The organism is Herbaspirillum rubrisubalbicans, from assembly GCF_003719195.1.
Classification (GTDB): Bacteria; Pseudomonadota; Gammaproteobacteria; order Burkholderiales; family Burkholderiaceae_D; genus Herbaspirillum; species Herbaspirillum rubrisubalbicans.
The window spans coordinates 2303020-2321646 of the sequence record NZ_CP024996.1 but is presented as its reverse complement, the minus strand read 5'-3'; the positions used below and the strand labels follow the sequence as shown (position 1 = coordinate 2321646).

The following is an 18627-nucleotide window of genomic DNA, read 5'->3' as shown; positions in this document are numbered from 1 at the left end:
AAACTTCATTAAAATGCGGGTCCGACCGGGCCACACCCGGGCAGAGCGCACTGGCAGTGCCGGAACGTTCAAGACCGGCATTGTAATGGAACACGATGCAGGCCGTCGCGACCTCGACCAGATGACGCCACCCTGCCCGCCCCGCCCGCCACCCGACCCCGCAGGCGCCCTTGCTGCGCCGCCGTCCGCTTATGGAGCCCCGACCTTGACCATCTACAGCATGACCGGCTATGCCGTCACCACCCGTGAAACCACTGCCGGCACGGTCACCCTGGAAATGAAGAGCGTGAATTCGCGCTTCCTGGACCTGCAATTCCGAGTCAACGACGACCTGCGCGCAGTCGAGCCGATGCTACGCGAAGCCATCATGGGCCGCCTGGTGCGCGGCAAGGTGGAGTGCCGCCTGTCCTTCGGCCGCAAGGTCGCCAGCGGCAACAGCCAAGCCATCAACACCAGCCTGGTGGCACAACTGGCCAGCCTGCAGGATCAACTGCGCGCCCAATTCCCCGACGCCGCGCCGCTGTCCATCAATGAATTGCTGCGCTGGCCGGGCGTGATGGAAGAAGCCGAAATCAGCCAGGAAACCCTGCAGGCCGACATCCTTTCCACCCTGCAACAGACCCTGGACGCCTTCGTCGAATCGCGCGCGCGCGAAGGCTCGGCATTGCAGGCGGTGATCCTGGCCCGGGTCGATGCGATGGAAGCCATCGTGGCGCGCATCACGCCGCTGGTGCCGCAACTGGTCGAGCAATTCCAGCAAAAAGCCATCGAACGCATGACCGAAGCCCTGGGCCTGGCCCTGCAGACGCAAAATGGCGCGGCCCCCGTGGCCACCCGCGAGGAATCGCTGGAACGCATCCGCCAGGAAGTGACGCTCTATGGCATCCGCATCGACATCGCCGAGGAACTGGCACGCCTGTCGGCGCACCTGGCCGAGACCCGCCATATCCTCAAGAAGGGCGGCCAGGTCGGCAAGCGCCTCGATTTCATGATGCAGGAACTGAACCGCGAGGCCAACACCGTCGGCTCCAAGGCCGCCGTCAAGGAGCTGGCCGATGCCTCCATGGAACTGAAGCTGCTCATCGACCAGATGCGTGAGCAGGTGCAGAATCTGGAGTGAAGCTGGCGCCGCCGCATCTCTCCCCCCACATTGATTAGTTAAAAGACATTTTCAGCGAGGACCCCATGCCCGTCCAAAAACCCACTTCCGGCAGCCTCTTCATGGTGGTCGCCCCGTCCGGCGCCGGTAAATCGACCCTGGTCAACGCCCTGCTCAAGCAGGAACCGAGCATCAAGCTGTCCATCTCCTACACCACCCGCGCCCCGCGCCCGGGGGAGGAACACGGACGTGAATATTATTTCACCGATGTGGATGACTTCCTCAAGCGCCAGGCCGAAGGCGAATTCCTGGAATGGGCCGAAGTGCATGGAAATTACTACGGCACCTCGCGCCTGATGATCGCCGACCAGATCGCCAATGGCACCGATGTGCTGCTGGAAATCGACTGGCAAGGCGCCCAGCAGGTGAAGAAACAATTTACCAATGCCATCGGCATCTTCATCCTGCCGCCCTCCATCGCCGCCCTGGAAGAGCGTCTGAAGAAGCGCGGACAGGATGAACCGCACGTCATCACACGCCGTATCCTGGCCGCTGGCGGCGAAATCGCGCACTCCCCAGAGTTCGAATATGTTATTATTAATCAAGAGTTTGCCGTCGCTTTGTCCGAACTGACGGCAATCGTCCAGGCCGCCCGCTGCCGCTTCCCGCAGCAAGCCGCTCGTAACGCCTACTTGTTCACCCAGTTGGGCATCCACGCAAGCTGAACAGCATAAGCTAGACGAGCAAGCCCGCGCCGGACCCATCAATCCACAAGCAAGACCGTCATTCAGGAGTTTCACATGGCCCGCATTACCATCGAAGATTGCCTCAAGCAGATCCCCAACCGCTTCCAGTTGACCCTGTCGGCCACCTACCGCGCCCGCCAGCTGCTGCAAGGCCATACCCCCAAGGTGGAAGCCAAGGACAAGCCGACCGTGACCGCCCTGCGCGAAATCGCCGCCGGCAAGGTCGGCATCGAGATGCTCAAGAAGGTTCCGGCCTGATCCTGGTCCGTCCATGAAGCTGATAACGGACAAGTATGAGCCTCACCACTACCGACTCCACCTTATCAGCCGCTGCTAGCTCCAAACGTGCCGCCGGTTCCGGCCGCACCGCAACTCCCCAGGAAGTCGCCCCTGCCGCTGCCCATAGCGGCGTGGCGACTTTTGCGCACCTGATCCCCAAGCTCGAAGAATACCTGACGCCTTCCGAACTGAAGAAGGTCAAGGAAGCCTATCGCTTTGCCGATGAGATGCACCTGGGCCAGATGCGCAAGTCCGGCGAGCCCTATATCTCGCATCCGCTGGCGGTGGCCGAGATCTGCGCCGAATGGAAGCTCGATGCCCAGGCCATGATGGCGGCCTTCCTGCATGACGTGATGGAAGACCAGGGCGTCAAGAAGGAAGAGCTGATCGAACGCTTCGGTGCCTCCGTCGCCTCGCTGGTGGATGGTCTGTCCAAGCTGGACAAGATCGAATTCCAGAGCCAGGTCGAAGCGCAGGCGGAGAATTTCCGCAAGATGCTCCTGGCCATGGCACGCGACGTGCGGGTGATCCTGGTCAAGCTGGCCGACCGCCTGCACAACATGCGTACCCTGGGCTCCATGCCGCCCGAAAAGAAGCGCCGCATCTCGCGCGAGACCATGGAAGTCTACGTGCCCATCGCGCACCGCCTGGGCCTGAACAACATCTACCGCGAACTGCAGGAACTGTCCTTCTCGCACCTCTACCCGCTGCGCCACCGTACCCTGTCCAAGGCAGTCAAGGCGGCCCGCGGCAACCGCCGCGAGGTGGTGACCAAGATCATGGAGTCGGTCACCAGCACCCTGATTGCCGCCGGCATCCCGGCCCAGGTCGATGGCCGCGAAAAGACCCTCTACGGCATCTACCGCAAGATGCGCAACAAGCACCTGAGCTTCTCGCAGGTGTTGGATGTCTACGGTTTCCGGGTGGTGGTGGACAGCTTTGCCAACTGCTACGTGGCGCTGGGCACCCTGCATTCGCTCTTCAAGCCGATGCCGGGCAAGTTCAAGGATTACATCGCCATTCCCAAGTTGAATGGCTACCAGTCGCTGCACACCACCCTGATCGGCCCCTACGGCACGCCGGTCGAGTTCCAGATCCGTACCACCGAGATGCACCGCGTGGCCGAATCCGGCGTGGCTGCGCACTGGTTGTACAAGGATGACGAAGGCAGCCTGACCGACCTGCAGCAGCGCACCCATGCCTGGCTGCAGTCGCTGTTGGACATCCAGAAGCAGACCGGCGATTCGGCCGAGTTCCTGGAACACGTCAAGGTCGACCTGTTCCCCGATTCAGTGTATGTCTTCACACCCAAATCGAAGATCATCGCCCTGCCGCGTGGCGCCACGGCGCTCGATTTTGCCTACAGCATCCACACCGACATCGGCGACCAGACCACCTCGGTCATCATCAATCACGAACCGGCACCGCTGCGCTCGGAACTGCACAATGGCGACATCGTCGAGATCATCACCTCGCCGACCTCCCGCCCTAGCCCCAACTGGCTAGGCTACGTGCGCACCGGCAAGGCGCGTTCGGCCATCCGCCACCGCCTGCGCACGGCCAACCGGGTCGAGTCGCAGACCGTGGGACGCCGCTTGTTGGGCAACGCTCTTCATACACTGGGCATCGAACCTGAACTTCCTTCCCATATCGTCGAGCGCCTGCTCAACGAATCCAGCGCCAAGACCATGGATGACCTGTATGCCGAGATCGGCATCGGCACCCGCATGGCACCGCTGGTAGCACGCCACATCATGACCATGATGGATACCGGCGTGAGCGTGCCGCAGCTGGACCCGGAAGGCCACATGCTGCCCAACAAGCCCGACCCGGTGGTCATCACCGGCAGCGAAGGGGCGTCGGCACAATTGTCGTCCTGCTGTATGCCGATTCCGGGCGACCGCCTGACCGGCTATCTCAAGCCGGACCAGACCCTGATCGTGCATACCCAGGAATGCGAGACCGCCAAGCGCCTGCACGAGAAGGAGCCGGACCGCTGGATCGAACTGGTCTGGGGCCATGACCTGAATCGTCGCTTCGATTGCCGCATCACTATCCTGATCCACAACGAGCGCGGCACGCTGGCCCGCATCGCCGCCGAAATCGGCGAATCGGACGCCAACATCGTCTCGGTGGCCATGGATGACGAAGGTGGCAATGCGTCGATGAAATACCTGCGCTTCACCATCCAGATCGAGGATCGCGTGCATCTGGCGCGCCTCATGCGCGGCATCCGCAAGATCGACAGCGTGGCGCGTATCCTGCGCGAACGCGGCTGATCTCCCTGCCCTCCCCTCCATGACAAACGCCCGCATTGAGCGGGCGTTTGTCATTGGCCCACTTGCGCAAGGCCGCTCAGGCTGCCGCTTTTTCCGGCATTGCGGCGCCCTTGGCCTGGTCCTCCAGATGCCGCTGGCAAGCCTGGGCGCCCTTGTCGGCAATACCGCGTTCCAGCTTGTCAGCGAAGAACTCGATCAAAGCGCTCACCGCGCTGGGCAACTGGCGGCGATGCACATAGACGGCATAGAAACCCATGGTGTCGCGCTGGTAGTCCGGCAGGATATTGACCAGCGTGCCATTGCGCAAATCCTCCGAGGCCAGCATGGTGGGCAGCAAGGCAATCCCCAGCCCGGCGCGCGCCGCCCGCAACTGCCCCTGGGCGGTATTGATGCACAGCCGCGGCGCCACCCGCACGCTTTGGGGCCCATGCGGGCCTTCCAGCTTCCAGACCGTATGCTGCGGCGCTTGCGAGGTCGCCAGGCAAGCGTGGCCGACCAGGTCGGCCAGGGTCTGCGGGCTGCCCTCGCGCTCCAGGTAGCGCGGGCTGGCAATGAGCGCCAGGTGGCTTTGCACCAGCTTCCTGGCCACCAGGCTGGAGTCCGGCAACACCCCGCCGCGAAAGGCCAGGTCGATACCCTCGGCAATCAGGTCGGCGCGCCCGTCGTTGAGCACGAATTCCAACTGCACCTTGGGATAGAGACGCATGAATTCATGCATCCACTCGATGGAAAAATTGTCGAAAAAGTCCACCGGTGCCGCCACCCGCAGGCTGCCGGCCGGCTCGCCCTGGCTTTCGGTGAGGCTGGTACTGGCGTGCTCGATGTCCTCCAGGCCCGGCGCGCAGCGCTCGAAGAATTCGCGACCGGCGGCGGTCATGTTGAGCTGGCGCGTAGAACGCTGCAGCAGCCGCACGCCCATGGCGGCCTCCAGCGATTGCAGGCGGCGGCTGATGGTATTGGGCGGCATGGACAGTCTGCGGCCGGCAGCGGCAAAGCTGCCGGCCCGCACTACGTGAACGAATAGCCAGATGTCATTGAGGTCTAGCATGGCGAGCCTGGATTGCTTCCATAAATGGATCAGTGAAATGCGATTCTCGCATCTATTGGAAGAAATGAAAACTGGGTATCGTAGACTCCAATGCAAACGCCCTTCCCAACACGGCAATGCCCACCGAACCATCGAAAGGACACACCATGAGCACCCTCCTGCACATCGACTCCAGCGCCCGTAGCGACGGCTCCATCTCGCGCCAGTTGACCGCTTCCTTCGTCCAGCAATGGCAAGCCAAGAACCCCGGCGGCAAGGTCGTGCATCGCGACCTGGCGGCCAACGCCCTGCCGCACCTCAACGAATCCATGCTGGGCGCCTATTTCACCCCGGCTGAGGCGCGCAGCGCCGAGCAGGCTCAGGTCATCCAGCAATCCGACGCCCTGGTCGATGAACTGCTGGCCGCCGACACCATCGTCATCGGCGTGCCGATGTACAACTTCGCCCCGCCCTCGACCCTGAAGGCCTGGATCGACCACGTGTTCCGTGCCGGCCGCACCTTCAAGTACACCGAAACCGGTCCGGTGGGCCTGGCTACCGGCAAGAAGGCCGTCATCATCCTCTCGCGTGGCGGCAAGTATTCCGAAGGCCCGATGGAAGCGCTGGACTTCCAGGGCAAGTACCTCAAGGGCGCGCTGGGCTTCATCGGTATCACCGATGTCGAGCTGGTAGTGGCCGAAGGCGTGTCCATGGGTGAAGAAGCGGCCAAGGCCGCTGTGGCAGGCGCCCAGGCCAAGATCAACGCCACCGTCTGATCGCAGCCCCTGCAGCACCCGGCAACGGGGCGCACCGCGCATTGCGGTGCGCCCCGTTTTGCTTGATCAGTCCAGACATTGGGCTCAGTGATGGCCCAATCCCTTGTGCATCCGGCGCAATCCCAGCCAGACGCAAGCCGCCACCACCGGCATGGCCAAGCCGGTGGCCAGATCTGGATTGAGCGGCAGGCCAGCCGCCTTGGCGGCCTTGCCGGCATACCCCAATAGCCCGATCACGTAATACGAAATGGCCGCCACCGACAGGCCTTCCACCGCCTGCTGCAGCTTCAGTTGCTGGGCGGCGCGGGCATTCATGGATTCCAGGATCTGACGGTTCTGGCGTTCCTGCACGATACCGATGCGGGTGCGCAGCAAGTCGTTGGTATGGGCGATGCGCTCGGCCAACGCTTCCTGGCGGCGCGCGATGGCCTGGCAGGTATTCATGGCCGGCGCCAGGCGGCGTTCCATGAATTCACCGATGGTCGGCACCCCCTCGATGCGCTGCTCGCGCAATTCTTCGATACGCGCCTGCACCAGCCGAAAATACGCTTGCGAGGCCGAAAAGCGGTAGCTGTTTTCCAGCGACAACTTTTCGATGCGCGCCGCCAGCCCGGTGATCCTGCGCAGGATGCGCTCATCCTCGGCCTGCTCCTCGGGCGTACCCGTGGTGGATTGCTCGGACTGCACCATGGCCGCCGTCAAGGCCGCCAGGTCACCCTCGATCTCGTTGAGCAAAGGCCCGGATTGCTGCGCATGGGGCAAGCCCAGCAGCGCCATCATGCGATAGGTCTCGATTTCCAGGATGCGCTGGGCCAGGCGTCCGCCCTGCAGTTCGCGCAGGTCGATGTCGCGCACCACGAAGCGCGAGAAACCATCGGACTGGATCTGGAAATCGGTCCAAATCTCACCGCCCTGCAAGACCTTACTGGAACTCATCAGCTTGCCTTCGAAGATGCGCTGCATCTGGCGTGCAGTGGCCGCCGGATCATCGGAACCGGGCTCCACCACCACGTGCGCCGCCACCATCAGCTTGCCCTTGAGCGCGATCAGCCATTGCTGCGGGATGTGCGCCAGCGGCGCACGGGCGAAGGCCTGATCGGTCGACAGCACTTCTTCGTGCGCCTGGGCGAAGGTATAGGTGGCGAACTCGGTATGGCACTCCCACTTCAGACGGAAGCGGCCGAAATCGTGATAGAAGTGCTTGGCCTCGCCACCCGGTGCGACCACGCCGAAATGGGTACACAACTCATCGAGCAAGGCGTGCTGGGCGCTGGCATGGCGCGCGCCGTTACCCTCTTCGCGCACATAGACGGCCAGATGCGTCAGGGTTTCGGAGCGCGTCAATTGCAGGAAGGGGCGCGAATGCACCTCGGCCGCCAGGACGACACGCTGCGGATGGTTCAGGCTGGCAAAAACGATGGACATGAGGCTTTCTCGTGGAGGGTTCAAATAGCTTGCACCGGGCGCTCTTGGTGGCGCTCGCGGCCAGCAGCAGTAGCGCGTGCAAGAAGCACGCCGGCCTGCTGCTCAATCAGGGAGTGATGCTTACTGCGGGGCCGGATAGCTGACTTCCAGGATGGTCAACTGCTCCACCCCCGACGGGGTCTGCAGCACCACCTCATCGCCTTCGCGCGCCTTGGTCAGAGCCCGCGCCACCGGGGAAATCCAGCTGATGCGGCCCTTGAGCGGATCGAGTTCATCGATGCCGACGATGGTCACCGTATGGGCTTCCCCCCGCTGGTTTTCGTAGTGCACGGTGGCACCGAAGAAGACCTGGTCGCTGCCGTGATGGACCGAGGGATCGACCACTTCGGCATTGTCCAGCCGCTTGGTCAGGAAGCGGATACGGCGATCGATCTCGCGCAGGCGCTTCTTGCCGTAGAGGTAGTCGCCATTCTCGGAACGGTCGCCATTGGAGGCCGCCCAGGACACCACGCGCACCACCTCGGGCCGCTCTTCGTCGATCAGGTGCAGCAGTTCATCCTTGATGCGCGCATGACCCTGCGGGGTCATGTAGTTCTTGGCCCCGGCCGGAATGGCCGGCAAGGCGAGCTCATCATCGTCGTCGCCGCCATCGGATTCTTTTACAAAAGCCTTGTTCATGCTGGAGTGGGTTAGGTATGCAGGTTCTGGCGTATTGTAGCCGCATGTGCAGCAACGCAGCGGTACAGTTGGGCGCATGAATGTCGCACCCACTTGTCACGGTAGCCGTCCACGCCAGGCTCGCCCTTTGGGCCGCACTCGGCGATAATCGGCATTTGGCCCGCATATGGTCGTCATGTCGAGCCTCCCAACCACCCTGCTCCTTCAAGCCCTTACGCCTTCACTCCTCCTAGCGCCATGTCCTCCATCGCTCCCCGCTATCGCATCGGTCTCATCGCCAACCGCGCCCACCAGGACGCCTCGGATTCTGCCCTGGTGCAGTTGCTGACCGGTTCGCGGCATCGTATCGAAAGCCTGCAGCCCGAACTGATCGTGGTCGGTCGCACGCTCGACGCCATCAGCCAAATGAACCTTTTGCCAGGCTACCCCCACCTGGTGCGCTTTCCCTACGGTCGCCATGGCGGCTTGATGAAGCTTGTTTCGCGCACCGTCGACCCCGACCCGCAGCGTACCCTGGATGCGGTGATCTACCTGATCGACCCGGTCGATCCTTCCTCCACCTTCCCGGAAGCGGTGGCGCTCAAGCGCCAGTGCGTCATCCACGGCAAGCCTTTCCTGTCGACCCTGGCCGGCGCCCAGGAATGGTTCGAACTGGAAGCCATCGCCAATGGTGCCAAACCCGACAGCTTCCTGGATGACCGCTTCCACCTCCAGGAGGAAGGCATCGCCCTGATCGCTCACGATGCCATGAAGTCGCGCATGTTGGAGCTGGCCGAGAAGCACTTCGAGGTACTGGACCAATTCGCCTTCCGCTGCGCCACCGGCACCACCGGTGGACTGCTAAACCAGTTGGCCATGAAGATGAAGGGCGAAGCCGGCCGCCACTGGGTCAAGCCCTTCCTCTCCGGCCCCTTGGGCGGCGACGCCCAGATCGCCGAACTGATCCTGGAGCGCCAGTGCCGGCGCGTGCTGTTCCTGGAAGATCCGCATGTAGCGCGCCAGCACGAAGCCGACATCCAGTTGCTGGAACGCGCCGCCCGCACCGTGACCGCCTATGCCTCCTGCATGAGCGATGTCCAATGGGGCGACCGCTGGCTCTCGCTCATCAAGGCGCGCGCGATCTGATTTGCCGATGACGTCGTCTTCCCCGCCGCCACGCCGCAGCCATCGCTGGCGTCGACGCCTGCTGGCCCCGCTGATCTATACCGCAGCCCTGCTGTTGATGCTGGAAGAATGGCTGTGGGATGCCACCCAGGCCCTGCTGGCGCGCATTCCCGACTGGCCGCTGCTGGTGCGGCTGCAACGCTGGGTGGAGCGGCTCTCGCCGTATGCCGCCCTGATGATCTTCCTGGCACCGACCCTGCTGCTGCTGCCGGTGAAGATCCTGGCGCTGCTCTCCATCACCCACGGCCACCCTACCCTGGGCTTGCTCATCGTGCTCAGTGCCAAGGTCTTGGGCACGGCGCTGGTGGCACGCATCTATGCGCTGACCCGGCGCAGCCTGCTGTCACTGCCTTGGTTCGTGCGCTATCACGACCGCTTGCTGGCCTTCAAGGCTAGGCTCACGGCGCAATTGCAAGCCACGGCAGGCTGGCAACAGGTGCAACGGCTGGTGCGATCGGTCCGGCAAGGCCTGGCCCGCGTCAAAAGCGTGCTGGCACAGCGCATGGTGGCCCAACCGGGCGGACCTGCCACTCGTCTGCTGCGACTGTTGCGACGGCTGGTAAGCCGTATGCGCAAGCATTAAGACGCACCAACGAAAAAGGCTGCCGCGGCAGCCTTTGGTCTTCATACGATCCCGCACGGGGCGCAATCAATCATCGTCGTCATCGTCATCGATATAGCCTTCCGGCGGCGGCGACATCTGCATGGAGGCCTGGCCCCCGATGTTGTTGTTGGAAATGCTGTTGCCCCATTCGAAGGCGTGCTTTTCGGCGGCAAAGAAATCATCGGCCGACAATTGCAGTTCATCCAGCAGGCGCTGCATCTCGGCTTGGTCGGGCTCGCGCAGTTCAGTGCACTCCACCAGGCGCAGGACCGAACCATAGTAGCCATTGCGCCGCAGCAGCGCTTCGCGGATTTCGGTACTGACGGTGATCTGGCGCAGCACGCTTTCCATGCTCATGCCAAAGAGCGCATCGACCAGCGACATGATGCCGACAGTGAAGGCCATCTCCGACATCTTGCGTCGTCCGGGCCGGATCTTGGCCGTGATCAGCTCCAGCATCTTGCCGCGCGTGGCCGCCAGGATCATCAGCGGCGACATGGTGTGGGCACGCTCCTTGTCGGTATTGGCAAAGAGCAGGATCTGCAGCCAGCGCTTGAGTTGTCGGCGTCCCAGCACGATCAATGCCTGGCCCAGCGAATCGATGAACTTCTGGAAACCGTAGACGGGCGTGTTGACCAGGCGCAGCAAGGTCAACGAGAGCGCCACGTCGCGCTTGATGTAGCGCACGATCTCCGCGTTGTCGACATTGCGCACCAGCAGCGTCAGCAGATGCATGATGATCATCTTGGACGCCTCCAGCTTCTTGCCCTGGAGAATCATCGGTTTGGCGAAGTAATAACCCTGGAAGAAATCGAAACCGAAGGTCATGCAGTCATTGAACTGCTGCAGCGTCTCGACCTTCTCAGCCAGCAACTCCTTGCGGGCACGCTTGAAGTGCACGGAAAGCTTGAGCAACTTGCTGGGGTCGACTTCCATCACGTCGATCTTGATGATCTTCACCAGCGGCAGCAGTTCTTCGATTTCCTGCGATTCGGCCACCACATCGTCCAGCGCAAACACGTAACCGGCCTTGACCAGCTCGCGCACGCGCGCCACCAGTTCGGGCGTGACCCGCACCGTCTCCAGGATTTCCAGCACCACCTTGTCCGCCGGCAGGAAATAGATGAAGTCGCTCATCAGCACGGCCGCATCCACATTGATGAAGCCGTGCAGGTTGCCGATCACGTTGGACAACCCCAGCTCGGAAGCGTGGGCGATCACCGCTGCCGTGGCCGTGACGTCATCCTTGACGTTGGCCGGTCCGAAAGCGGCGCTGCGAAACAGCAGTTCGTAACCGATCAAGTCTTGGTCCCGACTCAGGATGGGCTGGCGGGCCAGGAAGAAATCCAGGGCGTGATGCGCGGGAGGGGGCGGAGCGGATGGGTCGGCTGACTGGTCTGACATGGTTGTTTTTTTAAATGCCCCTGGTGTTGCGGCAAATATTGCCTCAAGGCAATTTACCTATTGTATGCCAATTTGCACTAATCTCAGCAACGTTGCGTCTATTCGAAACAAAAAATCACCAATAATCGCAACACCAGTATAACCCGACATCAGATTTCCCCGGATTCGAGCACATATTCGGCGCTGTCATCCACCCCCAGCACCTCGATCAGATAGGGCATGACTTCCTTGAGGCCGGCCTCCAGGGTCCAGGGCGGATTGAGGATGAACATGCCGCTGTTGTGCAGGCCAAAGCCATCCGGCGCCGGGCCATGGATGGCCAGCGTGACGTTGAGCCAGCTCTTGGCGCCCAGGCGCTTGAGGCGTTCCGGCAACTGACGCGATTCATTGCGTTGCAGGACCGGATACCAGACCGCATAGGTACCGGTGGGAAAGCGCGTGAGCGCATCGGCCAGCACCTGGGCCACGTGGGCATAGTCACGCTTGTCTTCATAGGGCGGATCGATCAACACCAGGCCGCGGCGCGAGGGCGGCGGCAGCAAGGCCTTGAGACCCTGGAAACCGTCACCGCGATACACCATCACGCGCTTGCCGCGGGTGGATGGTCGCTGGCCCTGGGCAGCGGCGTGGGCTTCGAGCTTGCGGAAGTTGTCTTCCAGCACCTTCACTTCACTGGGGTGCAATTCAAACAGACGCAGGCGATCCTGCTCGCGCATGGTCTTCTCGGCGCAATAGGGAGAGCCGGGGTAGTAACGCATCTTGCCGCTGGGGTTGAGCGACTTGACCACGTCGACGTATTCCTTGACCATCGCCGGCAAGTCCTTGCGCTCCCACAGTTTGGCGATGCCGGTCTCGTATTCGGCGTTCTTGCTGGCGTAATCTCCATCGAGCGCATAGACGCCTGCGCCGGCATGGGTGTCGATGACCATATAGGCAGTGTCTTTCTGCCCGAGATAGCGCATCAACTGGATGATCACCATATGCTTCAGGACATCGGCGTGGTTGCCGGCGTGAAAAGCGTGGCGATAACTCAGCATGGAAAATTCACTTCTAGGATGGGGGTTGAAATCGGGTGGCGGGACGGACCTGGACAGGCCGCTGCCACGAACACCGATGAGGTGTAAACGTCATGCATTCTAACAAGGATAAGTGAGCAGTTGTCGGACTAATCCGTCATTGTTACAAAGATACCCTTTTGCAGCGGCTTGGCGAGGCCCCGCCAGGACCGCCGAAAAATGCGAGCTCATAGCCTCAGTTCCCGGCCCGGTCGAGCCGGAAATAGGCATCCAGCAACGAGGTCTTGAAGACCACACCCAACAGGCGCGGATCTTCGGCGCTGGCGATCACGGGCAGGCGTTCGCCCTGATGGTCGAGGAACAACTGCAGCGCTTGGCCCAGCGACATGTCGGGCGTGACCTCATGCAGGAAATGCGGCCGCAGGAAATCGCGAGCCATGCTACCGGCGGCTTGCTTCTTATCCAGCAGCCAGGAAGTGATGTCCTGCAACGCCACCACCCCCTGGTAGCGCTGCTGGGCGTCGACGATGTAGACGTACTTGACCGGGTACTTGAGGAACAGCGCACTGACTTCTTCCAAACTGGCGTCTTCCATCAAGACCGTCTCGGCCGGTCGGATCAGCTCGCTCATGTGGGTGCCGCGCAGGCGCAGCCGTTCTTCATTGTCGCGATGGCGCTTGAGCGTGATTTCGTACATCGAGCGCCCATCGACGCTGCGCGCCACCACATAGGCCACTACGCAGGACAGCATCAGCGGCAGCACCACCTGGTAGCTCAAGGTCATTTCGAAGATCATCAGGATCGCCATCAAGGGAGCATAGGAGGCCGCTGCCAGGAAGGCCCCCATACCCACCATGGCATAGGCGAAGGGCTGCGAAGTATGCACCGGCAGCAGCGCCTGGGCGGTATCGCCGAACAGGTAGCCGACCGCCGCCCCGACGAATAGCGTCGGCGTGAAGATCCCGCCCACTGCGCCCGAGCCGACCGTAATGGCGGTAGCCAGCACCTTGATCACCAGCACCATCAACACCATCTGCCACAGCCAGGTGGTATGCAGCAGTGAATTGACCAGGCTGTAGCCATTGCCCCAGACCTCCGGCACCTGGATGGAAATCAAGCCCACCAGCAAGCCGCCCACGCCCAGGCGCACCGGCAGCGGCAACTTGAACTTGGCGAAACCGTGCTTGCCCAGCTCCAGCACCCGCAGGAACTGCGGCGCCAGAATCCCGGCCAGTACGCCCAGCACCAGAAACAGCAGCACTTCCCAGCCACCGATCTCGGGGAAGTACGGCATCTCGTAGGTGGCACGGTAACCGGGCAGCTCGCGCATGGTGATGTTGGCCACCACCGAGGCCACCATGACCGGGCCGAAGCTTTCCATCACCAGCGAACCGAGCACAATCTCGGTGATGAAGAAAGCCCCCGCAATGGGCGCGTTATAGGCCGAGGTAATGCCCGCTGCGGCCCCGCAGGCGACCAGCAGGCGCAGGCGAGATGAAGGAAAATGCGAAAACTTGCCCACCAGCGACGCGCACAACGCCGACAGCTGCACCATCGGCCCTTCGCGCCCGATGGAACCACCCGAGGCAATCGAGGCCAGCGAGGAAATGCTGCGCAAGAGGGTGTTGCGCACCGGAATGGCACCATCGCCGATGGCCACCGCTTCCATGTAGTCGCCGCCATTGCCGGCCGGGGTCTTCTTGGCCCACACCAGGAACAGGCCGGCCACCACGCCGCCGCAGGTCGGCAGCAAGACCCGCACATGCCAGGGCAAGCCCTTGGCGATATCGACGAAGCTGCCATCATGGCCGGTCAGCCAGATCTGCAGCAGCGCGATGCATTCGCGGAAGGCAATCGTGGCCAGCGCGCCGACGAAGCCGGCCAGCGCCCCCCACAACAGCATCGAATGGGTTTCCGAGACGCGACAGGCGTTCAGTACCCGCAGCCGGTACTTGATCCACAGTTCATGCATGAGCGCCACCACCCTGCTGGCTGCTGGCCTGCACCTGCCCATCCGCCTCTGGCTGCTGCATCAGCGAATGCAGATGCCTGAGGTCGGCGGCGATGGCGGTGGCTGCTTTCTTCTGCATCCGCCGATAGCGCGCCAGCACTTCCTGCCCCAGCTCGGTGACGGCAGCGCCACCGCCACGCGCGCCACCGGTGGCGGTCGCCACCAGCGGACTGGCGAAACAACGGTTCATCTCCTCCACCAGCAGCCAGGCGCGCCGATAGGACATTGCCATCTCGCGGGCAGCGCCGGAAATCGATCCGGTCTGCGCGATGGCCTGCAACAGGTCGGCCTTGCCGGGGCCGAAAGCAATGGTGTCGCCCTGCATCACGCGCACTCGTAGGGTCTTGGAATCATTCATGCGCGTGATTGTACTAGCGGGCAGGCAGCGGCGACCAGACGCCTGCACGCAATTGACGTTCGTTATATCCTTGCGTATATTTCGCCCACCTCCCGCCACTCCCAGGCCCAACATTCTGCCGATCAAGGATTGCCGATGTTCATGAAATTGCGCCTCAAAGCCGCCCTGCGCACCGTCTGTGCGGCCACGCTGATCTTGGCAGCCGGTGCGGCCCAGGCCACCGACCTGGTGGTGTCGGCTGCCGCCAGCCTGACCAATGCCTTCAAGGAATTGGCGCAAAGCTTCGAACAACAGCATCCGGGAGTGAAGGTCATTACCAACTTCGGCGCCTCCGACATCCTGATGCAGCAGATCGTGCGCGGCGCCCCGGCCGATGTGTTCGCCTCGGCCGACCAGACCGCGATGGACAAGGCGGTGGCGGAAAAGGCGGTCGATGCCGCCAGCCGCCAGAACTTCGCGGCCAACCAGATCGTGCTGATCGTGCCGCACGATGCCAAACAACTGCCGACCAGCCTGGCCAATCTGACCCGTGCCCAATACCAGCGCATTGCCCTGGGCAACCCGGCCTCCGTGCCCTTCGGCCGCTACACCAAGGCGGCGCTGGAACAGGCCGGCCTGTGGCCTCAGGTGCAGGCCAAGGCGGTGATGGCCGAGAACGTGCGCACCAGCCTCGATTACGTGGCGCGCGGTGAAGTCGATGCCGGCTTCGTCTTCGCCACCGATGCGGCGGTGATGCCCGAGAAGGTCAAGGTCGCCCTCCGCATCCCTTCCGACACGCCGGCCACCTACCCCATCGCGGTGACCAGTGGCAGCCGCCAACCGGCGCTGGCAGCGCAATTCGTGGCGTATGTGCGCTCCTCCAGCGGACAAGCGGTGCTAGCGCGCTATGGTTTCCTGAAGCCGTGATGCATCCGGTCTGGACGCCGCTGCTGCTGTCGCTAAAGGTGGCGGGACTGGCCACCTTGCTCAATCTGGTGCTGGGGGTGGCGGCCGCCTATGGCCTGTCGCGCTGGCGCTCGCCCTTGCGTGACTTCATCGATTCGGTACTGACCCTGCCGCTGGTGCTGCCACCCACCGTCATGGGCTATTACCTGCTGGTGCTCTTTGGTCGCCGTGGTACCTTCGGCGCCTGGCTGGAAGGCATGGGGATCCAGTTGGTCTTTACCTGGCAGGGCGCGGTGCTGGCCTCCACCGTGGTGGCCTTTCCGCTGGTCTTGAAGGCCGCCCGCGCAGCCTTCGAAAGCGTCGATCAGCAACTGGAAAACGCTGCCCGCGTGCTGGGCGTATCCGAAGCCGGGGTATTCTTCCGGGTCAGCCTGCCGCTGGCCACGCGGGGCATCATGGCTGGAGTGTTGCTGGCCTTTGCCCGCGCACTGGGCGAATTCGGGGCGACGCTGATGGTGGCCGGCAACCTGCCGGGGCGCACCCAGACCCTGTCGGTGGCCATCTATGAAGCCGTGCAGGCGGGCGATGACGGCGCGGCTACCTTGCTGGTGATCATTACCTCGCTCACCTGTATCGTGCTGTTGATGATAGCCGGTCGCCTGGTGCCGGATCGCTCGCAATTGCGCGTTCGCTAACAACCCGCAAATCATTTATATTTTTTAGACCACACCATTCGTGAGCGTCGACCTCCAGATCCACAAACAACTGCGCGCCGGGGATCGCATCTTCGATCTCGATATCGCCCTGGCCAGCCACAGCCAGCGCATCGTGCTGTACGGCCCTTCCGGCTCGGGCAAGAGCCTCACCTTGAAGGCCATCGCCGGACTGATACGACCGGATCGCGGCCACATCCGCGTGCGCGGCCGCACGCTGTTCGATAGCGCCGAAGGCATCGATGTGCGTGTGCAGGAGCGCAATGTAGCCTACCTGTTCCAGGATTACGCCCTCTTCCCGCACCTGACGGTGGCGCAGAACATCGCCTTTGGCCTGTCACGCGGCAGCTGTAACCCACGCCGCCCGACCGGGCATCCCGCCGTGCAGCGCTGGCTGCAGGCCTTCGAGCTGCAGGCCATCGCCCACAGCCACCCGGCCCAGATTTCCGGCGGCCAGCGTCAGCGCGTGGCGCTGGCGCGCGCGCTGGTGGCCGAACCCGAGATGCTCTTGCTGGATGAACCCTTCTCGGCGCTGGACCTGTCCTTGCGCCAACGGATGCGCCAGGAACTGGCCGAGCTGCAAACCCATCTGCAGGTACCGATGCTGCTCATCACCCACGACCCGGCCGATGTCGAGGCGCTGGGCCAGACAGTCTTCGAACTACGCGACGGCCAGTTGCGCTGAATTCGGCCACGCAGACGAAAAAAAGCCGCACCCTTGTGGGGTACGGCAGCAAGTTCGGGGGGTCACCCCGCCGGCCCGCGCAAGGATGCGGGCCGGCGTTACATCACACATTCACATACCTTCATACGACAGTCTTGCCCACTGCGAAGCAGCGCCTCATGCGGCCTTCTTGGCCTTGTCGTCGAAGAATTGTTCATCTTCGGTCGAACCATGCAGTGCCGTGGTCGAAGACTGACCTTGCTGGATGGCTTGGGTCACGGCGTCGAAGTAGCCGGTACCGACTTCGCGCTGGTGCTTGACCGCCGTGAAGCCCTTGGCGGCGGCGGCGAATTCGGCTTCCTGCAATTCCACGAAGGCCGACATCTGGTTGCGGGCATAGCCGTGCGCCAGGTTGAACATCGAGTAGTTCAGCGCATGGAAGCCAGCCAGCGTGATGAACTGGAACTTGTAGCCCATGGCGCCCAGCTCGCGCTGGAACTTGGCGATGGTGGCGTCGTCCAGGTTCTTCTTCCAGTTGAAGGACGGCGAGCAGTTGTAGGCCAAGAGCTTGCCCGGGAACTTGGCATGAATGGCTTCGGCGAAGGTCTTGGCAAAGGCCAGGTCCGGCTTGCCGGTTTCGCACCAAACCATGTCGGCATACTCGGCATAGGCCAGGCCACGCGAGATCGCCTGATCGATGCCCGGATGGGTCTTGAAGAAGCCTTCCACGGTGCGCTCGCCCGACAGGAAGGGCTTGTCGTTGGCGTCCACATCGGAGGTCAGCAAGTCAGCGGCTTCGGCGTCGGTACGGGCGATCACCAGAGTCTTGGTGCCCATGACGTCAGCGGCCAGGCGGGCGGCGTTGAGCTTTTCACAGGCTTCGCGGGTCGGCACCAGCACCTTGCCACCCATGTGGCCGCACTTCTTGACCGAGGCCAGTTGGTCTTCGAAGTGCACACCGGCGGCACCGGCTTCGATCATCGACTTCATCAGTTCGAAGGCATTCAGGACGCCGCCGAAACCGGCTTCGGCATCGGCCACGATGGGCGCGAAGAAGTCGATGTCGTCACGGCCTTCGGACCACTGGATCTGGTCGGCGCGGGCGAAGGTGTTGTTGATGCGCTTGACCACCATCGGCACCGAGTTGGCCGGGTACAGCGACTGGTCGGGGTACATTTCACCGGCCAGGTTGGCATCGCCGGCCACTTGCCAGCCGGACAGGTAGATGGCCTTCAGGCCGGCCTTGACCTGCTGCATGGCCTGGTTGCCGGTCAGTGCGCCCAGGGCGTTGACGAAGGGTTCGTTGTGAACCAGGTTCCAGAGCTTGTCGGCACCGCGCTTGGCCAGGGTGTGCTCAATCTGCAGCGAGCCGCGCAGACGAACCACGTCGGCCGCACTGTAGTTGCGCTTGATGCCCTTCCAGCGCGGGTTCTCTGCCCAGTCGCGTTCCAGGGCCTGGATTTGCTGTTCACGAGTGCTCATGTGGATCTCCTTGTTGG

General features: G+C 62.7%; 18 protein-coding genes. 10 read left to right on the top strand and 8 right to left on the bottom strand.

Annotated elements, in window-relative coordinates; translation table 11 throughout:
- The first annotated feature begins 205 nt into the window (after positions 1–205).
- From RC54_RS10450 to RC54_RS10435, 4 genes are all read left to right on the top strand, one after another.
- Positions 206–1120, top strand: a complete 915-nt coding sequence (locus RC54_RS10450) for a YicC/YloC family endoribonuclease (RefSeq protein ID WP_082686017.1) — start codon at positions 206–208, stop codon at positions 1118–1120.
- 65 nt (positions 1121–1185) lie between these two features.
- Entirely contained in the window at positions 1186–1824 is a 639-nt protein-coding gene (gene gmk / locus RC54_RS10445) for a guanylate kinase (protein WP_017451015.1), read from the top strand.
- Positions 1825–1899: 75 nt separating this feature from the next.
- The gene (gene rpoZ, locus RC54_RS10440; RefSeq protein ID WP_008328299.1) at positions 1900–2103 is read left to right on the top strand and encodes a DNA-directed RNA polymerase subunit omega; all 204 of its coding nucleotides are present in this window, start codon (positions 1900–1902) and stop codon (positions 2101–2103) included.
- 35 nt (positions 2104–2138) lie between these two features.
- Positions 2139–4403, top strand: a complete 2265-nt coding sequence (locus tag RC54_RS10435) for a RelA/SpoT family protein (RefSeq protein WP_058895259.1) — start codon at positions 2139–2141, stop codon at positions 4401–4403.
- Between the two features lie 76 nt (positions 4404–4479).
- Here RC54_RS10435 and RC54_RS10430 read toward each other — a convergent pair whose 3' ends face one another.
- On the bottom strand, positions 4480–5451 hold the full coding sequence (locus RC54_RS10430; protein ID WP_017451013.1) for a LysR family transcriptional regulator: 972 nt from the start codon (positions 5449–5451) through the stop codon (positions 4480–4482).
- 146 nt (positions 5452–5597) lie between these two features.
- Here RC54_RS10430 and RC54_RS10425 point away from each other — a divergent pair, with 146 nt between their 5' ends.
- Positions 5598–6206 (top strand): FMN-dependent NADH-azoreductase, encoded by a 609-nt coding sequence (locus tag RC54_RS10425; protein ID WP_058895258.1) that lies wholly within the window; start codon positions 5598–5600, stop codon positions 6204–6206.
- An 84-nt stretch (positions 6207–6290) separates the two neighbouring features.
- Here the strand turns inward: RC54_RS10425 and RC54_RS10420 are convergent, their stop codons facing one another.
- Positions 6291–7631, bottom strand: coding sequence for a DUF3422 family protein (locus RC54_RS10420; RefSeq protein WP_061788825.1), 1341 nt, complete (start codon positions 7629–7631; stop codon positions 6291–6293).
- A gap of 120 nt (positions 7632–7751) precedes the next feature.
- Positions 7752–8309 (bottom strand): transcription elongation factor GreB, encoded by a 558-nt coding sequence (gene greB / locus RC54_RS10415; RefSeq protein ID WP_058895257.1) that lies wholly within the window; start codon positions 8307–8309, stop codon positions 7752–7754.
- A 237-nt stretch (positions 8310–8546) separates the two neighbouring features.
- On the opposite strand from greB, the gene RC54_RS10410 reads away from it, so the two are divergent.
- Positions 8547–9434, top strand: a complete 888-nt coding sequence (locus tag RC54_RS10410; RefSeq protein ID WP_058895256.1) for a methylglyoxal synthase — start codon at positions 8547–8549, stop codon at positions 9432–9434.
- 7 nt (positions 9435–9441) lie between these two features.
- Positions 9442–10056, top strand: a complete 615-nt coding sequence (locus tag RC54_RS10405; RefSeq protein WP_058895255.1) for a hypothetical protein — start codon at positions 9442–9444, stop codon at positions 10054–10056.
- 66 nt (positions 10057–10122) lie between these two features.
- Here RC54_RS10405 and RC54_RS10400 read toward each other — a convergent pair whose 3' ends face one another.
- From RC54_RS10400 to RC54_RS10385, 4 genes are all read right to left on the bottom strand, one after another.
- The gene (locus RC54_RS10400) at positions 10123–11481 is read right to left on the bottom strand and encodes an EAL and HDOD domain-containing protein (protein ID WP_017451007.1); all 1359 of its coding nucleotides are present in this window, start codon (positions 11479–11481) and stop codon (positions 10123–10125) included.
- Between the two features lie 149 nt (positions 11482–11630).
- Entirely contained in the window at positions 11631–12518 is an 888-nt protein-coding gene (locus RC54_RS10395) for a 23S rRNA (adenine(2030)-N(6))-methyltransferase RlmJ (protein ID WP_017451006.1), read from the bottom strand.
- Positions 12519–12732: 214 nt separating this feature from the next.
- Positions 12733–14469 (bottom strand): ClcB-like voltage-gated chloride channel protein, encoded by a 1737-nt coding sequence (locus tag RC54_RS10390; protein ID WP_061788838.1) that lies wholly within the window; start codon positions 14467–14469, stop codon positions 12733–12735.
- Positions 14462–14866 carry a winged helix-turn-helix domain-containing protein gene (locus RC54_RS10385; protein ID WP_058895254.1) on the bottom strand — a complete coding sequence of 135 codons (405 nt, stop codon included), beginning with the start codon at positions 14864–14866 and terminating at the stop codon, positions 14462–14464. The genes RC54_RS10390 and RC54_RS10385 overlap by 8 nt, the downstream gene beginning before the upstream one ends.
- A 135-nt stretch (positions 14867–15001) precedes the next feature.
- Between RC54_RS10385 and modA the strand changes: the two genes are divergently transcribed.
- Genes modA through RC54_RS10370 form a run of 3 tightly spaced genes read left to right on the top strand, consistent with a single transcriptional unit; the run spans position 15002 to position 17149 of the window.
- Positions 15002–15772, top strand: a complete 771-nt coding sequence (modA, locus tag RC54_RS10380; protein WP_061788824.1) for a molybdate ABC transporter substrate-binding protein — start codon at positions 15002–15004, stop codon at positions 15770–15772.
- On the top strand, positions 15772–16446 hold the full coding sequence (gene modB / locus RC54_RS10375) for a molybdate ABC transporter permease subunit (RefSeq protein WP_058895252.1): 675 nt from the start codon (positions 15772–15774) through the stop codon (positions 16444–16446). Before modA ends, modB begins: the two co-directional genes overlap by 1 nt.
- Before the next feature lie 40 nt (positions 16447–16486).
- Entirely contained in the window at positions 16487–17149 is a 663-nt protein-coding gene (locus tag RC54_RS10370) for an ATP-binding cassette domain-containing protein (protein WP_058895251.1), read from the top strand.
- A gap of 156 nt (positions 17150–17305) precedes the next feature.
- Here the strand turns inward: RC54_RS10370 and aceA are convergent, their stop codons facing one another.
- Positions 17306–18610, bottom strand: coding sequence for an isocitrate lyase (gene aceA, locus RC54_RS10365; RefSeq protein WP_017451000.1), 1305 nt, complete (start codon positions 18608–18610; stop codon positions 17306–17308).
- Positions 18611–18627: the final 17 nt, after the last annotated feature.

Coding starts and splice junctions, on each gene's coding strand:
- gmk (WP_017451015.1), top strand. CDS start 1,186: ATGCCCGTCCAAAAACCCACTTCCGGCAGCCTCTTCATGGTGGTCGCC.
- rpoZ (WP_008328299.1), top strand. CDS start 1,900: ATGGCCCGCATTACCATCGAAGATTGCCTCAAGCAGATCCCCAACCGC.
- RC54_RS10435 (WP_058895259.1), top strand. CDS start 2,139: ATGAGCCTCACCACTACCGACTCCACCTTATCAGCCGCTGCTAGCTCC.
- RC54_RS10430 (WP_017451013.1), bottom strand. CDS start 5,451: ATGCTAGACCTCAATGACATCTGGCTATTCGTTCACGTAGTGCGGGCC.
- RC54_RS10425 (WP_058895258.1), top strand. CDS start 5,598: ATGAGCACCCTCCTGCACATCGACTCCAGCGCCCGTAGCGACGGCTCC.
- RC54_RS10420 (WP_061788825.1), bottom strand. CDS start 7,631: ATGTCCATCGTTTTTGCCAGCCTGAACCATCCGCAGCGTGTCGTCCTG.
- greB (WP_058895257.1), bottom strand. CDS start 8,309: ATGAACAAGGCTTTTGTAAAAGAATCCGATGGCGGCGACGACGATGAT.
- RC54_RS10410 (WP_058895256.1), top strand. CDS start 8,547: ATGTCCTCCATCGCTCCCCGCTATCGCATCGGTCTCATCGCCAACCGC.
- RC54_RS10405 (WP_058895255.1), top strand. CDS start 9,442: ATGACGTCGTCTTCCCCGCCGCCACGCCGCAGCCATCGCTGGCGTCGA.
- RC54_RS10400 (WP_017451007.1), bottom strand. CDS start 11,481: ATGTCAGACCAGTCAGCCGACCCATCCGCTCCGCCCCCTCCCGCGCAT.
- RC54_RS10395 (WP_017451006.1), bottom strand. CDS start 12,518: ATGCTGAGTTATCGCCACGCTTTTCACGCCGGCAACCACGCCGATGTC.
- RC54_RS10390 (WP_061788838.1), bottom strand. CDS start 14,469: ATGCATGAACTGTGGATCAAGTACCGGCTGCGGGTACTGAACGCCTGT.
- RC54_RS10385 (WP_058895254.1), bottom strand. CDS start 14,866: ATGAATGATTCCAAGACCCTACGAGTGCGCGTGATGCAGGGCGACACC.
- modA (WP_061788824.1), top strand. CDS start 15,002: ATGTTCATGAAATTGCGCCTCAAAGCCGCCCTGCGCACCGTCTGTGCG.
- modB (WP_058895252.1), top strand. CDS start 15,772: ATGCATCCGGTCTGGACGCCGCTGCTGCTGTCGCTAAAGGTGGCGGGA.
- aceA (WP_017451000.1), bottom strand. CDS start 18,610: ATGAGCACTCGTGAACAGCAAATCCAGGCCCTGGAACGCGACTGGGCA.